Here is a 17,560-nt window from a genome sequence, read left to right as displayed (position 1 = left end):
GGGATCTCGGGGGGCGTCGGGCGCGCGGCCGTGGAGGCCGCTCCTGCACGCAGGCATGCTTGCCGCCACCTGACCCACGTCGTCCACAGCCTCCGCCATCGTCGGCGCGCCTGAAACCCGCACGGACGGGCATGCGCCTTGCGGGCGGGCTACGCCTCGTCCGGGTCGTCCGGGACGGTGTGCACGGCCGCCTCTTCCGCCGAGGCCGCACCGCCGTCGATTCCCACGTCCTCGGCGAGGGCGACGTGGTCCCGATTCGGGTTGTCGTCCTGCGTGAGACGACCCGTTCGTGGCCCTCCGACTTGGCCGTCGACGACCTCCCCGGTGGCACCCGGCAGGTCGCCGATGCCGTCGCCGGGCTCCGGCTCGACGTCCGGCCGTTCCCGGGTCAGCCGCCGATCCAACGATTCACCCGTCGTCTGCTCCCGGGTTGTCGTACCGAACTCTTCGACGCCGAAGGGTCGTTCCGGCGGCGAGTAGCCCGCATCCAAGAGTTCGTCGAGGTCGGGTTCGTCGACCGCGTTCTCCAGATCGAGTTCGTCATCGGGACCGTTGTCGATATCGGCGTTGGCCGGCTGGTACACGTCGTCGCCGCGGATATCGTCCGACATGCGGGGCTCCTTTCCGGACGGTGTTCGTTCGAGTTCCCGGAGCGACCGAGCGATCTTCGAAACCGACCTCCTGCTTCACCGCCGAGTGGCTCTCGGCCTGCCGTCACCGATCACGAATGCATATCGTCCCGGGGGATGGCGCGACTTTGCCTATTGCACGGCGGCGTCACGCCGGTTGCCTACCCACAGAGCCGCTGGTCACACGCGAGGGACTGCCCGGTGGTTTGCCGCTGCGGATGGCGAGCACACGCTTGACCGGCATTCAGTCGAAAGCCCGAGTCTCAACAGAGGCTGTATCGAACATCCGGGCCACCCACAGGAAGCTGGAATGAACAAGACGGGCACGGCGGAATAGCAACGGTTCATACAGGAATGCTTTCGGGGGTCCCGGGCACGCGCCACATGGAGGTACAAACCATGATTCCCCTTCTGATCGTTCTGCTCCTGGCTTTGATCCTCTTCGGCGCGGGATTCGCGCTCAAGGTGCTGTGGTGGGTCGCGATCGCCGTCCTGGTCGTGTGGCTCCTTGGCTTCGTCTTCCGCTCCGCCGGCACGGGCGGTGGTCGGGGCCGCTGGTACCGCTGGTAGCGCGCTTCGGCCGTACGTGAACCCGTTCGGCGTCGGTCGAGGGTGACGTGGACTGGGCGATGCCCGATGGGGACCACGGTCTACCTGCCGCGCCGACCGCATCGGGGTGTCGCCGCTCCGTCCGTGGCGACGCGCGGGTGGGCGCGGAATCGTGTCGGTCGCGCGCCGTGCCCCGCCGGCATGTCGGAGCGGTTCGTGGGAAGCGGCATCCCATGAGGATCATGACTGCGGTACGTCGCCCGGAGCAGGCTCGGAGCCTGGACCGTCCTGCGGCGTGGATGCGCACGGCGGTGGGTCGACTGCCGCGGGGCACCGTCCGGGACACGTTGCACGGGGTGCCCTTGGGGCACCCCGTGCACCCGCTGCTCGTACAGGTGCCGATCGGCACCTGGCTTTCCGCCTGTACTCCGCCTCCCTGATGACCCGGCTCCGCACGCGGCGACTCTGCGACCGGACGTCGGCGCCGGCCGGGCTCGCCACCGTTGCGGCGGGCGGCTGCTCGGCGGGCATCTCGCCTATCGGCAGACGACCGGCGCCGACCACGCCGAACACGTGCCACACGTGGTCGGGGACGGTTACCGATGGCATTCCGTCGGCCTGTTGTCCGCTCTCCCGGAGGAAAGCCCGCCCGGCGCCTCCTCGGTGAAACCGCGTTGGGTCGTCCGCAGCGGCTCACGGGCGAACGTGCTCGCGGATCGTGGATCGTTGCTCGCACCTGTCCGGACCGCCAACCGAGGGCCAGGTCGCCGGCGGCTGCGTCACCTGTCCCTGGCCCGGCAGCGTCTTCTCCCTCGCCGACGGCGAGGTCGTGCACGGCCCGGCGACCGCGCCGCAACCGGTATTCGAGACACGGGTCCTCGGCGAGGAACCCCAGGTCCGCCTGCCGGGTGCGGGACAACCGCTACCGACGGTGGAGACGTGCTCTCGGTATTCGTAACCGTTCTCCCACCGAGGCCCGGGCCCCGGCCGCGCGAGGTGCCCGATCGGCCGGGGTTCCGCACCGCCCACAACCATCTTTCGGAGGCATGATCATGATCGGATCCGGTGTGGCCGGGCCCCGTTCCACCGATCGCGCACGCCCCGGGTCGCACCGGGTCCGGCGCGCATCCGCCGCGGACTCCGCGCGCGTGTGCGCCCAGGTGTTCGCGCCCATCGTCGCGCAGGGCGTGATCCTGCGCCGGCCGCGACTGCTCGACCTCGCCGCGCACCGCGACAGCGCACGGCGCGGCAACGCCCTGCTCACCCGGCTGCGTGACGAGTACGGACCGGACCCGCTCGCGGTCAGCGCGTTCGGTCGCCGCGTCGTACTGCCGCTCACGGCACAGGACGCCCGCGAAGTACTCGGCCGTTCCCCGGACCCGTTCACGCCCGCGAACCGCGAAAAAGTAGCCGCCCTGGGGCACTTCGAGCCGGGCGCCGTCCTGGTCACCCGCGATGCGCGTCAGCGTGCGGCACGTCGGCGCTTCAACGAGACGGTGCTGGAGACGCCGCACGCGGCGCACCACCTGTCGGGGGTCTTCCTGGACGTGGTCCGGCAAGAGGTCGCCGCCCTCCTGGCCGAGCCGGGCGCTTTGTGCGACTGGGACGGCTTCCACGCCCGTTTCCTGCGGATCGTGCGCCGCATCGTGCTCGGCGACGGCGCGGCCGACGACACCGCCCTGACCAAACAGCTCGACGCCCTGCGTGCGGACGCCAACTGGGGCTTCGCACACCGACGCCGCACCGGCATCCACGACCGGTTCACCACGCGCCTGGGTGCTCACCTGACCCGCGCCGAACCGGGCAGCCTCGCGGCCCCGGCCGCCTTCGCCGACCATCGCGAGGGCATCGACCCGCTCGGACAGGTGCCCCACTGGCTGTTCGCCTACGACGCGGCGGCGATCGCGGCCTTCAACACGCTGACCCTGCTCGCCGCGCATCCCGAGCACGCCGAGCGGGCCCGCGACGAACAGGCTTTCCGGGACGTGGAGGACCCGGCCGGTATCGCCGAGGCGAGCCACCTGCGCGCCTGCGTCCTGGAGTCCCTGCGCCTGTGGCCGACCACGCTGGTGATCCTGCGTGACGCCACCCGCCGGGACTCGTTGGCCCCCGAGGGCGCCGCCGTCGCCGTGGTCAGCTCCTTCTTCCACCGCGACGCGCGCACGCTGGACTTCGCCGACCGCTTCGCCCCGGACGTGTGGCTCGATGGTCGCGCGGACCCCGCCCGAGGCATCGTGCCCTTCAGCGCCGGACCCGCCGCCTGCCCCGGACGCAACCTGGTGCTGTTCACGGTGACCGCGCTGCTGGACACGGTGCTGCGCCGCACCACGAACCTCGACCTCGCCGTCCCCGGCCTCCTCGACCCCGGCCGACCCTTGCCGCACACCTGGAACCACACGGCGGCGCGACTGCTCACGGCGTGAGGACCACCCCCACATCCACTCGGTCCAACCCTTCGGTGTTTGATCGCGCGTCGACCGGTCAGCGGGAGGGGTAGGGACGTCCCCCGTTCCCGACCGGCCACGGTCGTGGCCTCCCGGCGCACGGCGGCTCCGCCGGGGCCGGCCGGCGCATCGAGCAGTCGCTTCTGGAGATGATCACGATGAAGGCGCTCACCTGGCACGGCAGGCGCGACGTACGCGTGGACACCGTCCCGGACCCGACGCTGAAGGATCCGGACGATGTGATCGTCAAGGTCACCTCCTCCGGGATCTGCGGCTCGGACCTGCACCTGTACGAGGTCCTCGGCCCGTTCCTGAGCGAGGGCGACATCCTGGGCCACGAACCGATGGGCGTCGTCGAGGAGGTCGGCGCCGAGGTCACCCACGTACGACCCGGCGATCGAGTGGTGATCCCGTTCAACGTCTCGTGCGGGGTGTGCTACATGTGCGCAGAGGGCTTGCACTCGCAATGCGAGACCTCGCGAGTGCGTGAACAGGGCATGGGCGGGGCGCTGTTCGGCTACACCAAGCTCTACGGACAGGTCCCCGGCGGCCAGGCCGAGTATCTGCGGGTCCCTTCGGCAACAAACTGCCGATCAAAGTCGCCCAGGGCCCGCCGGACGACCGCTACGTCTACCTCTCGGACGTGCTGCCGACCGCGTGGCAGGCGGTCGAGTACGCCGCCGTGCCCCGCGGCGGCACCGTCGCCGTGCTCGGACTGGGCCCCATCGGCGACATGGCGTGTCGCATCGCGCTGCATCGGGGCGCGGAACGGGTGTTCGGCGTCGACCTGGTGCCCGAGCGCGTGGCCCGGGCCCGGGAGCGCGGCGTCGAGGCGTTCGACCTCACGGCCCAACACGACATCTCCGACACGATCCGCGACCTCACCGACGGCCGCGGCCCGGACGCGGTGATCGACGCGGTCGGCATGGAGGCGCACGGCGCACCGGTGGGCAAACTCGCCCAGCAGATCACGGGCCTGCTGCCGGACACGATCGCCGAGAAGATGATGCGCAAGGCGGGCGTGGACCGACTCGGTGCCCTGTACACCGCGATCGACATGGTCCGCCGCGGCGGCACCATCTCGCTCGCCGGCGTGTACGGCGGGATGGCCGACCCCCTCCCGCTGCTCACCATGTTCGACAAGCAGCTCCAACTGCGCATGGGCCAGGCCAACGTCCACCGATGGGTGCCCGAGATCCTCCCGCTGCTGGAGGACGACGACCCGCTGGGCACCGAGGACTTCGCCACCCACCGCATCCCGCTCGCCGAAGCGCCGCAGGCATACGAACGGTTCCAGAAGAAGCAGGACGGCACGATCAAGGTCCTACTGCACCCCTGACCCACCGGCTGCCTGACCGCGATGCGGTGCGACGTGTACGCCCAGGCAGTGGAGGCGGCTGCGGCACGAGCCGGAGAAGGCGGCACATCCACTGACCGATGATCGTCAAGGCTCGGAAACGAAGGGCGAGTTCGCCGTCTGCCGCGATCCGCACGCTCCGGTGCCCCCGCGCACGACGGATGGTGGGTCATGACCGCCCGCGTGGTCATCCCGGACAGGTCGGCGCCGGAACGCCGTTCCGGCACGTGCCGGCGGTCGTCCGTGTCCTGCGGATGGTCGGCAAACAGAGCTTGTCCGGACCAGACGCTGACATGTCCCCGGCCGTGTCACAGGCGTGACAGATCGGTGTCAGACGGCGTGAGGACAGTGACGTCATGACATGTTCGGCACTTGCAGTTTGTGGGCTGGGCAGGACATATGGCGGCAAAGTCGTGCTCGACGGCATCGGCTTCGAGGACATTGCGGGATCGGTTTTCTCGATGCTCGGCCCGGATGGGGCGGGTAGGGCGACACCTGTCATCGCGACGCGATCCAGGTGATCGTGGCCCGGTTCGTTTGGGTGCTTGAGCAAGTGTTCGTCGACTCGACGGCGCCGATCGGCGCCCTCGAAGTGCCGGCGCCCGACCGAGCCGACGTGGCGGAAGAGGGTGGCCGGCGCGGACTTCGTACCGTCCCGGCGGAGGCGTTCCCGGTTGCGCCGGCCCGACGGACCGCGGAGCGGTCCGTCGCGTGACCTCACGGCGCGCCGTGAGCCCGGTTCCACCACTACGGCGATCCCGTGTGGTGGGACCGGGACGGCGGGGTCGAGGACATGGTGCGGTCCGAATTTCGGATCGAGGTCTACGAGCTCCGCGTCGAGCTCGGTAATCCGACCGATGCACAGCCGGCGGTTCGGCTCGGGGAGCCGCCGCGTACCACCGCCCCTCGCTGCGTCCCATGACCACATAGGAGAAGCGTCGATGATCCCGTTGTCCTTCGCCCAGCGGCGCCTGTGGTTCCTGCACCGGCTGGAAGGCCCATCTGCGACCTACAACATTCCGTTCGTGCTACGCCTGGAAGGGCCACTGGACACGGCGGCCCTGGCCGTCGCGGTGACGGACGTGGTCACCCGGCACGAGAGCCTGCGCACCCTGGTCGTCGAGAACGAGGACGGCACGCCGGAGCAGCGGATCCTGCCGGCGCAGGAGGCGACCGTGCCGTTCCGGGTGGTCGACACGGCTGCGGAAGCGGTGGACGCCGCGACGCTTGAGAACGTGTGTGAGGGATTCGACCTGGGCACGGAACTCCCGCTGCGAACCACCGTTTTCCGGGTCCGCCCGCAGGAGCACGTGCTGGTGTTCGTGTTCCACCACATAGCCGCGGACGGCGCGTCGATGGTGCCGTTCCTGCGGGATCTGCTGTCGGCGTACGCGGCGCGTCGCCAGGGAAGGCCGCCGGGGTGGACGCCGCTCGTGGTGCAGTACAAGGACTACACGCTGTGGCAGCGACAATTGTTGGGCGACGAAGGGGACCCGGAGAGTATCACTGCGGTGCAACTGCACCACTGGCGAGAGGAATTGTCCGGTGCACCGCAGCCGGTGCAGTTGCCGCTGGACCGGCCGCGTCCGACGTCGGCCGCGCACTGCGGCGCTCATGTCGACTTCCGGTTGGAGCCGGAACTGCTCGCCCGGATCGGGAAGCTGGCCGCGGATAACGGCGCCACGGCGCCGATGCTCGCCCAGGCCGCGCTGGCGGTGCTCCTGCATCACCTGGGCGCCGGCAACGACCTGACCATCGGCAGTCCGATCGAGGGACGTGCCGATGAACAACTCGACGAGCTGATCGGGTTCTTCGCCAACACCTGGGTGTTGCGTGCCGACCTGTCCGAGAACCCGTCCTTCCGCGACTTGTTGGCGCAGGTGCGCGAGAGGGCTCTTGCCGCGTACGACAACCAGGACGTTCCCTTCGAGCGGCTGGTGGAACTGCTCGCCCCGGACCGCACTACCTCGTACCAACCGCTGTTCCAGGTGATGTTGGCCTGGCAGTCCGCGTGGTCCGAGATCGACATGCCGGGATTGCGGGTCACCCCGCTTCCGGTGGGCACCGGCACCGCCAAGTTCGACCTGTTCTTCAATATCGTCCCGAACCCGTCCAAAGGCGCGTACGCGCGGCTGGAGTACGCGACGGAACTATTCGAGCACTCTACGGCCGAGAGTTTCGTCGACCGCTATCTTCGCGTGTTGCGGCAGGTGGTCGCCGATCCGGGGAAGCGTCTCGGCGAAGTGGACGTGCTCACCGACGCCGAACGGGTTCGGCTGACACGGCTGAACGAGACGACCGTACCGGTGCGAGAGGCGACGGTGGCGGAACTCGTCACCGCTCAAGTGATACGGACACCGGACGCGACAGCGGTCGTCTGTGGGCAAACCACGTTGTCGTATCGAGAGTTGAACGCTCGCGCAGACCGATTGGCTGCGGTGTTGCACGCGCATGGTGTGCGGCCGGATGCGCTGGTAGCCGTGGCGTTGCCACGATCCGCGGACCTGGTGGTCGCGCTGCTGGGCGTGCTCAAGGCGGGCGGTGCGTACCTGCCGATCGATCCCGGGTACCCGGCGGCACGCGTCGAGCTCCTGCTCGACGCGGCCGATCCGGCTCTGCTGCTGACCGATTACGAAACGGCCGCCGTGGCCAAGCGCCGAGCACCGGTGCTCCACCTGGACGACCTGAACCTCGACGGACCCGTGCCGCCGGCCCCGGATGTCCGTATCGGCGCGGACAATCCGGCCTATGTGATGTTCACGTCCGGATCGACCGGGACTCCCAAAGGCGTTGCCGTCACCCACGCCTGCGTGGTCAACGGTGTGCGGGATCTGCGGCGGATCACGCACGTCGGGCCGGGCTCGCGGATGCTCGCCGCGACCTCGGTGAACTTCGACGTCTCCGTGTTCGAGGTATTCACCGCGCTCTCCGCCGGCGCCTGCGTCGAAGTCGTCCGCGACGTGCTCGAACTCGCCGAACGCGACAGATGGGCGGGCAGCACCATCAGTGCCGTGCCCGCGGTGTTCTCCGCCCTCCTCGATCAGATCGCCACCGAGGATCCGGGCAGTCTTCGACTCGACGTGGAAACCATCGTGTTCGCCGGTGAAGCGCTCTCGGCCGATCTCGTGCGCAGGGTCCACCACAGGTTCCCCGATGTCCGTGTCGTCAACGCGTACGGGCAGACCGAAAGCTTCTATGCCTCCACCTTCACGCTTCCACAGCAGTGGGCCGGGACCGGAGCGATACCGGTCGGACAGCCGCTCGCCAACATGCGCGCCTACATTCTGGGACCGGAGCTGACGCCGGTTCCGCCCGGTGTGGTCGGCGAACTGTACGTCGCCGGATTGCTTGCCCGTGGATATCACCGAAGCGGCGGGGCGACCGCGGAGCGATTCGTCGCCTGCCCGTTCGGTCCGGCCGGTGCACGCATGTACCGAACCGGTGACCTGGCCCGCTGGGACCACAAGGGCCGACTGAATTACGCGGGACGCGCCGACACCCAAATAAAGGTCAACGGCATTCGTGTCGAGCCGACCGAGATCGAGACCGTCCTCGCTCGACATCCCGCGGTCGGCCAGGCTGCGGTCACGGCATGCGTGGACCCCGCCGGCAACACGCGGCTCGTCGGCTACGTGGCGCCGACGGGTGCAGGAAGCGACGCTGCCGACGCGCGCTCCGGCGTTTTCGTGACGGATCTGCGGCGGTTCGCGGCCAAGCGGTTGCCGGACTACATGGTGCCTGCCTTGCTCGTGGTGCTGGAGCGGCTGCCATTGACCGCGACCGGAAAGCTGGATCGGGCCGCACTGCCCGAGCCGGAGTTCTCCGGCGCCGACTACCGAGCACCGCGCAGTGCCGCGGAACGGGTGTTGGCCGAGGTGTATGCCGACGTGCTCGACGCCCGACAGGTCGGCATCGACGACGACTTCTTCACCGGCGGCGGGGACAGCATCCGTTCCATCCAGGTCGTCGCGCGGGCCAAGAAGCGCGGCATCGTGGTCAGCACACGGGACATCTTCGAGCACCGCACCGTCGCCCGGCTCGCGGAACTGGTCGAGGGACGGGGAGAAGAGCCACGCGTGACGTTGGCCGAGCTGCCGGGTGGCGGCATCGGCTGGGCTCCGCTGCCGCCGACCGCCGCGCACGTCCTCGCGCCCGGTGGTGGTATCGGCCGGTTCTGCATGTCCGCGATGCTGACCCTGCCCGAGGGCATCGACCGTGCGGAGTTGGTCGCGACTGTGCAGGCCGTGCTGGACGGGCACGACGTGTTGCGTTCCCGACTGGTTCGGGCGCAGTCGGGCCTGTGGATCGGACCGCCCGGCAGCGTGCACGCGGGCGCACTGGTGCGGGAAGTCCCCTACGACGACACCGGTGTGCTCGCCGAATTGGACGCGGCGGCGGGGCGGTTGGATCCGGACGCGGGTGTGATGGCGCAGTTCGTGTGGCTCACCTCCTCGGGCGCGGGTCGGTTGTTGATCGTGCTGCACCACCTGGTCGTCGACGGGGTGTCCTGGCGGATCCTGCTACCGGACCTGATCTCCGCCTGGCAACAGGTCCGGGACGGCCACGGCACGGTACGGGCCGAGGCGGGTACTTCGTTGCGCCGGTGGGCGCATGCTCTGGTCGAGGAGGCGGTCAAACCGCGGCGGGCGGCGGAACTGCCGCTGTGGCAGCGGATGTTGGGTGGAGACGAGCCGGTACTCGGAGCGCGGGCGTTGGACCCGGTGCGCGATGTCGCTGCCACCGTGGACACCGTGCGCGTTCGGGTGCCGGCGGATGTCACGCAAACCGTGTTGAACACGGTGCCCTCGGTCTTCCGGGGCGGTGCGGACGACGCTTTGCTGGCGGCGTTGGCGTTGGCGTTGGCACGTTTCCGAAAGACGCGCGGTGTGACGGGGTCCTCGGTTCTGGTCCGGTTGGAGGGGCACGGTCGGGAGGAGCAGGTGGTACCCGGGGCGGATCTTTCGGGCACGATCGGGTGGTTCACCGCGATGTTCCCGGTGCGGCTGGATCTGGCGGGCGTCGACGTGGCCGAGGCGTTCGCCGGTGGTCCGGCCGCGGGACGGGCGATCAAGGCGGTCAAGGAGCAGGTGCGGGCCGTTCCGGACAACGGGATCGGTTTCGGTCTGCTGCGCCGGCTGAATCCGGAGACCGCCGCCGTACTGGCCGCCGAGCGGGAACCGCAGATCGGCTTCAACTACCTCGGCCGGACCACCGGCGCGGACATTCCCGCGGAACTGCGGGGCCTGGGCTGGGCACCGGATACCACCGTGCCGGACCTGATTGCCGTTCCGGACGCGGACATGCCGGTGTTGTCGGCGCTGGAGATCAACGCGGTGGCCGTCAACACCCTCGGCGGTGAGGAGTTGACCGCGTGGTTCGCCTTCCCGACCGGTGTGCTCTCCCGCGAGGAGGTGACCGAACTGGCCGGGCTGTGGGTCGAGGCACTGACTGCACTGGCTCGGCACGCGGTCTCACCCGACGCCGGCGGACTGACACCGACGGACGCGCCGCTGGTCGAGGTCGGCCAGGAGGAGATCGACACCTGGGAGACCCGGTTCGGCAAGCTGACCCAGGTATGGCCGGTGACCCCGGTGCAGTCCGGCATGTTGTTCCACACGATGTTGGCCGGACCCTCGTTCGACGCCTATCACATGCAACTGGCGTTCCACCTGTCCGGCGCGGTCGACCCGGAGCGCATGCGTCGGGCCGGGCAGGCGCTGTTGGGGCGTTACGCCGGCCTGCGTGCGGCGTTCGTCAACCGGGCGGCCGGCGATGTGGTGCAGGTGGTGCCGGAGACGGTGTCCCTGCCGTGGCAGTACCTCGATCTGACCGGGCGCGGCGGGGAGGAGCGCACCGAGGCGTTCGAGCGGTTCCTCGCCCAGGACCGGGCCACGCACTTCGACGTGGGCACGGCACCGCTGATCCGGTTCGCGTTCGTCGCTCTCGAGTCCGGCGGGGCCGAACTCGTGCTGACCGCTCACCACGTGTTGCTCGACGGCTGGTCCACACCGTTGCTGATGCGGGACCTGCTGCTGCTCTACGCATCCGACGGCGACCCGGCCGGGTTGCCCGGGATCCGCGATTTCGGCGAGTTCCTGGCCTGGCGCGCCCGGCAGGACGACGAGGAGTCGGCACGGGTGTGGGGTGTCGAACTCGAGGGGTTCGAGGAGCCGACCCTGCTTGCTCCCGGCTCCGAAGGTGTGGGTGCGCGGGGCGTCGACCAGGTCGACGTCGTACTGCCGCTCGACGAGGCGCGCGAACTGGTCAGGCGCGCGGCCGAGTCGGGCGTCACCGTCAACACGCTGGTCCAGGGTGCCTGGGGGCTGTTGTTGGCTCAGCTCACCGGCCGCCGGGACGTGGTGTTCGGTGCCACCGTCTCGGGACGTCCGGCCGAGATGACGGGCGTCGAGTCGATGGTGGGGATGTTCATCAACACCCTGCCGGTACGGTTGGAGTACGCACCCGGCGACACCCTCTCCGAGATCCTCACTCGGCTGCAGAGCCGGCAGACCACCCTTCAGGAGCACCACCACTACGGGCTCACGGAGATCCAGCAGACCATCGGTCTGCAGACCCTCTTCGACACGCTGGTCGTCTTCGAGTCCTACCCGATCGACCGGGATGGCTTGGACGCCGCCACCGAGGCCGCGGACGGTATCGCCATCACCGGCCTGCGCCCGTCCACGGCGACCAACTATCCGCTGACCCTGATGGCGGCTGTCGACCCGCACCTCCAGCTCACTCTTCAGTTCTCGCTGGGCGTCTTCGACCGGGACGCGGTGGAACTCTGCGCGGCCCGCCTCGTCCGCGTCCTGCGGCAGTTGGCGGCCACCCCCGAGCTGAAGGTCGCACGAGTCGACATCCTGGAGTCGGCGGAACGCGACCGATTGCTCACGGAGTTCAACCACACGGCGGCCCCCACGCCGGACGTGACGATCGCCGGGCTCATTGAGGCGCAGGTGGTGCGGACTCCGGTTGATGTCGCCGTGGTCGCCGGGGGCAAGTCGCTGACGTACCGCGAGATGAACGCCCGGGCCGACCGGCTGGCGCGCGAACTGGTCCGCCGCGGTGTGGCCCCGGAGTCGGTGGTGGCGGTGTCGCTGCCCCGGTCAGCCGACCTGGTGATCGCCCTGTTGGCGGTGCTGAAGGCGGGTGGCGCGTATCTGCCGGTCGACCCCAGATACCCCGGCCACCGCCTCGCGGCAATCTTCGAGGAGGCACGGCCGCATCTGGTCTTGGCCCATTCCACGACGGTCGCGGTGCTGCCCGAGCACGACGCCCCGGATGTCCTCGTCGAAGAGCTCGACCTGTCCGGACCCGACACTGGCCTCCAACTGCCGCTCCACGCGGAGCAGTTGGCGTACGTAATGTACACCTCCGGCTCCACGGGCAAGCCCAAAGGCGTGGCCATCACCCATGCGAACGTGGTCAACGGGGTATTGCGCCTGGCCCCTCGCGTGGGCATGGAGCCGGGCAAGCGGCTCCTGGCGGGCACGTCGATCAACTTCGACGTCTCGGCGTTCGAGATCTTCACGACCCTCGCAAGCGGCGGCATCGTCGAAGTCGTCGAGGACGTGATGGCCCTGAGCGACCGGAAGGGCTGGAGCGGCAGCGTGATCTCCACCGTGCCGTCCGCCTTCGCCGAACTCTTCGACGAGATCTCCGGCCGCACCGACGTCGAGACGGTCGTCTTCGCCGGCGAGGCGCTGCCCTCGTCCCTCGTCGAGCGGACACGGCGCGCCTTCCCGGGTGTACGGGTCGTCAACGCCTACGGGCAGAGCGAGTCGTTCTACGCCACCACCTACACCGTCTCCGGCGACAAGCAGGACTGGACGGGCAGCGCGCCCATCGGCATGCCGCTGGGGAACATGCGGACCTACCTTCTCGGTCCCGGCCTGGCTCCGGTGCCGCCGGGCGCGGTCGGCGAGTTGTACGTCGGTGGGAACGTGGGTCGCGGCTATTACGACCGCGGCGCGCCGACCGCCGAGCGCTTCGTCGCGGACCCGTTCGGTCCGTCCGGGTCGCGGATGTATCGCACCGGGGACCTGGCCCGCTGGAACGGCGAGGGGCAACTGGAGTACGTGGGCCGCGGGGACGCGCAGGTCAAGGTGCGCGGCTTCCGGATCGAACCCGCCGAGATCGAGGCCGTGCTCACCGCGCACCCCGACGTCGCGCAGGTCGCCGTCATCGTCCGGGGGACCGGCATTGCCCGGCGACTCGTTGCGTACGTGGTGCCGTCGGGTGGGATCGCCGTCGAGGAGATCCGCCGGTTCGCGGCCGAGCAACTGCCCGAGTTCATGGTACCGGCCGCGTTCGTCCTCCTGGATCGGCTGCCGCTGATGCCCAACGGCAAGCTGGACCGGACCGCGTTGCCCGAGCCGGAATACACCGGCACCGCCTACCGTGCGCCCCGCAACCTGCGGGAGGAGGCCATGACCAAGCTCTTCGCCGAGGTACTCGGCGTGGACTCGGTCGGCATCGACGACAGTTTCTTCGCGCTCGGCGGACATTCCCTGCTCGTCGTGCGGCTGATCAGCCGCGCCCGCGACGAAATGGGAATCGAGATTCCCATCCGCAAGATCTTCGACCTGCCGACGGTGGCCGCGCTCGCACCGTGGTCGGAGGAACCGACCCCTCACGGTCGTCCCCGACTGCGCAGGATGACCGTAGAGGAGTGAGGCAATGATTCCGCTGTCCTACGCACAACGTCGGACCTTGTTCCTGCACCGACTCGAGGGAGGCGCGACCTGGAACATGTCGGCGGCGTTCCGGCTGACCGGACGGCTGGACGAGGTTGCCCTCGCCGTGGCCATCCGCGACTTGGTCGACCGACACGAGATCCTGCGCACGGTCTATGTGACCGATGACGACGGTGAGTCCCACCAACGGATCCTGCCGGTGGCGGAGGCGTTCGCGCAGGCGCGGATGCCCGTCGTCGAGGTGGCGCCCGAGAACGTGTCCGGCGCGGTCGACGGGGCCATCTCGCACTGCTTCGACTTGGCGGTCGAAATCCCCATGCGGACAGCTCTGTTCCGCTGCTCATCGGAAGAGCACGTGCTGGTCGTGGTGATCCATCACATCGCCACCGACGGCAGCTCCGGCGCGCCGCTGGCCCGGGACCTGGTCGCGGCCTACACCGCCCGCCTGGCGGGTCGGGCGCCGCAGTGGGAGCCGCTGCCCGTGCAGTACAAGGACTACACGCTGTGGCAGCGCGAGTTACTGGGCGACGTGAACGACCCCGACTCTCTCGCCGCCGCGCAGGTCGAGTACTGGCGCGACGAGTTGGACGGGGCACCGCAGCCACTGAACCTGCCGCTGGATCGACCGCGGTCCTTGGACGCGGACACGGAGGGCGACACGCTCGGCTTCGTGGTGAAACCGGAAGTGGCGGCCGGACTGGAGAAACTGGCGGCCGAGCGGGGCACCAGCATGTCGATGCTTGTGCAGGCGGCGTTGGCGGTGCTGCTGTGCAAGCTCGGTGGTGGCGAGGATGTGCCGATCGCCATGCCGATCGCCGGGCGGACGGAAGAGGCGCTGAACCCTGTGATCGGCTGCTTCGTCAACAACCTGGTGCTGCGGGTAGACCTCTCCGGTGACCCGGCCTTCGGCGAGGTGCTCACACGGGTGCGGAACAAGGCACTGGCGGCCTACGAGCACCAGGACCTACCTTTCGACGTGCTGGTCGAGGCGATCAACCCCGACCGCTCCAGCGCGTACCGGCCGTTGTTCCAGGTGATGTGTGGCTGGCAGAACTACGAGAAGCCGAGCCTCGACCTTCCCGGACTCGAGGTGGAATTCCAACAGGCCATCCCGTCGCAGGCCCAGGTCGACCTGTTCTTCAGCATGACCATGGACGCGACGGGGACGCTGCAGGCCGACATCCAGTACGCGACCCGGCTGTTCGACCGGGACACGATCGAGGCCATGGGTACTCGATTCGCGCGGGTTCTGGAGCAGGTGGTGGCCGATCCGAGCGTGCGCGTCGGGGACATCGACGTGCTGGTCGCGGGCGAGCGGGAGCAACTGCTTGTCGGAGTCAACGACACCACCGAACCGACCCTGGAACAGGGGTTGTCGGCGGCGATCCACCGGCAGGTGCAGGCAACTCCGCAGGCCCTCGCCGTGATCGGCGAGGACGAGACGCTCACCTACCGCGAACTGGACGTCCGGTCGAACCGGCTGGCGCACTGGCTGGTCGAGCGCGGCGTGCGGGCCGAGTCGCTGGTCGCGGTCTGCCTGCCGCGCACGGTGAACCTGATGGTCGCACTGCTGGCGGTGCTGAAGGCCGGCGGAGCCTATGTTCCGGTGGATCCGGACCACCCGCGTTCCCGGATCGACGACATCCTCGATCAGGCGGATCCGATGCTGGTGATCGATACGGACAAGTTGGCCGGCGTGGACTGCACCGGCTATCCGGACTCGGCGCCCGATGTGGTTGTGCGGCCCGAGAACATCCAGTACGTGATCTACACATCGGGGTCGACGGGGACCCCGAAGGGCGTGGCGATCCCGCGCGGCGCGGTGGCGAACTTCATCGCCACGACGCAGCGGCGGTTCCCGCTGTCGTCCGCAGACCGCATGTTGTTCAGCACGACGGTGTCGTTCGACATGGCGAACACCGAGCTGTACCTGCCGTTCGTCTCCGGCGCGACCATGGTGATGGCCCGGAAGGACACCGTCACCGATCCGTCCGCCATGGTGGCATTCATCCGTCGGCACGGGGTCACCGTGGTGCAGGCCACGCCCGCGTTCTGGCAGATGTTGCTCACGCACGAGCCGACCGCGGCGAAGGGTCTGCGGATCATCACCGGCGCGGAGGCGGTGCCGGTACGGCTGGCCGAGACGCTCGCGGATCAGGCCGCCGAAGTAGGCAACTGGTACGGCCCGACGGAGACGACGACGTGGTCGACCATGGCACCGGTGAAGGTGAAGGCCGGGGCGGGTGTGGTGGCGATCGGATCTCCGGTCGGGAACACCCGGGTGTACTTGCTCGATTCGTGGTTGCGCCCGGTTCCGCGCGGAGTGCAGGGCGAGCTCTACATCGCCGGAGCCGGAGTGGCCCGCGGATACCAGGGCCGACCGGAGTCGACCGCGGAGCGGTTCGTGGCGTGCCCGTTCGGTCCAGCCGGTGCGCGGATGTATCGCACCGGGGACCTGGCGCGGTGGAACCGCGACGGTCGGCTCGAATACATCGCGCGTACCGATCTCCAGGTGAAGATCCGGGGCTTTCGGATCGAGTTGGGGGAGATCGAGTATGTGCTGGCCGGGCATCCCGGGGTGGCGCAGGCGGCGGTCGTGGTGCGGGAGAACGAGGCCGGCGACAAGCGCATCGTGGGCTATGTGGTGCCCCGATCTCGTGCCGTGCCGGCCGATGCCGGTGCTCCGGCGAGCGACGTGCCGACCAGCCCGCTGCTCGCCGAACTGTCCGAGTACCTGCGTGGGCGTCTCCCGGACTACATGGTGCCTTCCGCGGTCATTGCGATGTCCGAGATCCCGTTGACGCCGAACGGGAAGCTCGACCGACGAGCACTGCCGTCCGAGAACACGGACACCGCCGTCGGACAAGGGCCACGCGACATCAACGAAGAGAAGCTGTGCGCCCTCTTCGGCGAGTTGCTCGGGAGGGACAAGGTCGGTATCCACGACGACTTCTTCACGCTCGGCGGACACTCGCTCCTGGCCACTCGACTCAGCGCGCGCATCCGCAAGCAGTTCGACGTGGACATACCGCTCAGGACGATCATCAAATATCCCACGGTCGCCGAGTTGGCCTCGCTGGTGCTCATCGGCGGCATTCCCCTGGACAACGCCGACCCTTTCGCAGTCGTGCTGCCGTTGAACACCGATCCCGGCACGGGAAAAGAGCCCCTGTGGTTCTTCCACGGGGGAGGCGGCCTGGGCTGGGCCTACTTCAGCTTCGTGACGCACGTGCGGGACCGGCCGGCCTACGCCCTGCAGTCCCGCGGTTCCGACGGCGTGGACAAGCTCGCGGGGTCCGTGGAGGAAATGGTCGAGGACTACGTCACCGAGATGCTGAAGATCCAACCGGAAGGGCCCTTCCACCTCATCGGCTGGTCCTACGGCGGCACACTCGTGCAGGCCGTCGCCGAATTGCTCGACCGCCGCGGGCACCGGATCGCCCTCGCGGCCATCCTGGATTCTCACCCGGGCGGGCACGGGTTCACCGAGATCCACGCCGGCAAGACACCGTCGAACTACCGGGACGAACTCGAAGAGTTTTTCGGCCAGTACATAGGTACCGACAACCAACAACACTTCCTGGACACCATGTCGAAGGTACTGGCCAACAATACGACCCGCATGATGGACTTCGAATCCCCGGTCTACCGCGGCGATGTGCTGTTCTTCAGCGCAACGCTCAAGGATGAGGTGTACGCGCCCATGTGGCGGCCGTACATCCTCGGCTCCATCGAGGTACACGACGTGCGCGCCACGCACCACGAAATGAACATGCCCGCACCCGTGGCCGAAGTCTTCGAGGTCATCAACCACAAGCTGGCGCAATGACTGCGGCGACGTGCTCGCGGGTATCGCCTGGTGCCTCGGGCTCGCCCTCCTCG

At 69.0% G+C, this 17,560-nt stretch carries 7 protein-coding genes and 1 pseudogene; 7 read left to right on the top strand and 1 reads right to left on the bottom strand.

Translation table 11 applies throughout. The features are described 5' to 3' along the window. Nucleotides 1-149: 149 nt before the first annotated feature. Nucleotides 150-611, bottom strand: coding sequence for a DUF5709 domain-containing protein (locus ACFXKZ_RS08035; protein WP_379997682.1), 462 nt, complete (start codon nt 609-611; stop codon nt 150-152). 417 nt (nt 612-1,028) lie between these two features. On the opposite strand from ACFXKZ_RS08035, the gene ACFXKZ_RS08030 reads away from it, so the two are divergent. The 7 genes and pseudogenes from ACFXKZ_RS08030 to ACFXKZ_RS08000 all read left to right on the top strand — a co-directional run bounded on the left by ACFXKZ_RS08030 (nt 1,029) and on the right by ACFXKZ_RS08000 (nt 17,507). After that, nucleotides 1,029-1,199 (top strand): hydrophobic protein, encoded by a 171-nt coding sequence (locus tag ACFXKZ_RS08030; RefSeq protein WP_379997680.1) that lies wholly within the window; start codon nt 1,029-1,031, stop codon nt 1,197-1,199. Nucleotides 1,200-1,420: 221 nt separating this feature from the next. Next, entirely contained in the window at nt 1,421-1,618 is a 198-nt protein-coding gene (locus ACFXKZ_RS08025) for a hypothetical protein (protein ID WP_379997678.1), read from the top strand. Nucleotides 1,619-1,896: 278 nt separating this feature from the next. Further along, on the top strand, nt 1,897-2,136 hold the full coding sequence (locus tag ACFXKZ_RS08020; RefSeq protein WP_379997676.1) for a Rieske (2Fe-2S) protein: 240 nt from the start codon (nt 1,897-1,899) through the stop codon (nt 2,134-2,136). An 88-nt stretch (nt 2,137-2,224) separates the two neighbouring features. Then, the gene (locus ACFXKZ_RS08015; RefSeq protein WP_379997674.1) at nt 2,225-3,601 is read left to right on the top strand and encodes a cytochrome P450; all 1,377 of its coding nucleotides are present in this window, start codon (nt 2,225-2,227) and stop codon (nt 3,599-3,601) included. 179 nt (nt 3,602-3,780) lie between these two features. Further along, a pseudogene (locus ACFXKZ_RS08010) lies at nt 3,781-4,961 on the top strand (zinc-dependent alcohol dehydrogenase). Between the two features lie 959 nt (nt 4,962-5,920). Continuing rightward, nucleotides 5,921-13,657 (top strand): amino acid adenylation domain-containing protein, encoded by a 7,737-nt coding sequence (locus tag ACFXKZ_RS08005; protein WP_379997672.1) that lies wholly within the window; start codon nt 5,921-5,923, stop codon nt 13,655-13,657. Nucleotides 13,658-13,661: 4 nt separating this feature from the next. Continuing rightward, entirely contained in the window at nt 13,662-17,507 is a 3,846-nt protein-coding gene (locus tag ACFXKZ_RS08000; protein WP_379997670.1) for an amino acid adenylation domain-containing protein, read from the top strand. Nucleotides 17,508-17,560 lie beyond the last annotated feature (53 nt).

It is taken from the genome of Embleya sp. NPDC059237, assembly GCF_042754105.1.
Taxonomy (GTDB): Bacteria; Actinomycetota; Actinomycetes; order Streptomycetales; family Streptomycetaceae; genus Embleya.
This window is presented reverse-complemented; position numbering and strand designations above follow the sequence as displayed.